Annotated in this window: 2 protein-coding genes; both read left to right on the forward strand. The window is 64.8% G+C overall.

Annotated features, from left to right (window positions below; all coding sequences use genetic code 11):
- Window positions 1–407: aldo/keto reductase (locus ADADOO_RS03830; protein WP_511275165.1), on the forward strand; the 407-nt coding region annotated here is incomplete at its 5' end.
- Window positions 407–1,079 (forward strand): ferritin-like domain-containing protein (locus tag ADADOO_RS03835; RefSeq protein ID WP_511275167.1); only part of this gene is annotated, 673 nt, incomplete at its 3' end. The genes ADADOO_RS03830 and ADADOO_RS03835, both read left to right, overlap by 1 nt.

The raw sequence follows: 1,079 nt of genomic DNA on the forward strand, positions 1-1,079 counted from the left end.
ACCGGACCTTCGAAACCGGCCTGGCCGAAGTCTGCCATCGCCAGCAAGTCGGCCTCCTCGCCTATTCCGCCCTCGCCTTCGGCCACCTGACCGGCAAGTACCTGGCCGACCCGAAAGCCCCAGGTCGCCTCACGCTGTGGCCGACTTTCGGCCAGCGTTACAGCAAGCCCAACGTCATCCCCGCCGTTCAGGCCTATGTTGAACTCGCCCACAAACACGGCCTGACGCCGACCCAACTGGCCCTCGGCTTTACCCGTTCGCGCTGGTTCGTCGCCAGCACCATCATCGGCGCCGCCTCGCTGGCGCAGTTAAAGGAAACCCTGCCCGCCATGCAGACGATGCTATCGCCCGAGGTGCTGGCCGAGATCGATGCCATTCATCTACGCTACACCAACCCGGCGCCCTGATGGAATCGCTCTTCGTCCGCCTGGCCGAGGCTCTCGCTGCTTCCGAAATTGGCCAAAAAATCCGGTTGACCGTAGCAATTGCCGCTGACTGGCAGGCCGGCCAGCTGAATTGGCATGACGGTACGCCGCTCCCGCTGATTTGCGGCCGTCCGGCCAAACCCGAGCTGCTGCCGCATAAAGACGTTCCGAATCGCAACCCGGGCACGCCGGAAGGTCGTGCCCGGCTGCTCCATGCCATCGTGCACATCGAATTTTCGGCCATCAATCTCGCCCTCGACCACGCCGCCCGCTTTCGCGCCCTGCCGCAAGCCTATTACGCCGACTGGATCGGCGTTGCCATCGAAGAAGCCGAGCATTTCCAACGGCTGCGCGCCCGCCTGCAATCGCTCGGCTACGACTACGGCGACTTCCCGGCCCATGCCGGCCTGTGGGACATGGCCGAAAAAACCACCGACGACGCCCTCATCCGCATGGCGCTCGTCCCGCGCCTGCTCGAAGCGCGCGGTCTCGACGCGACGCCGCCGATCCAGATGAAACTCGAACAGGTCGGCGACCACGACAGCGCCCGCCTTCTCGACATCATTTTGCGCGACGAAATCGGCCACGTCGGCCTCGGTGACCGCTGGTACCGCCACCTCTGCGCCGAACGCGGGCTTGAGCCGGAAAGCACTT

Origin of the sequence: Azonexus sp., assembly GCF_036170495.1 — a bacterium.
In the GTDB taxonomy this organism is placed as follows: Bacteria; Pseudomonadota; Gammaproteobacteria; order Burkholderiales; family Rhodocyclaceae; genus Azonexus.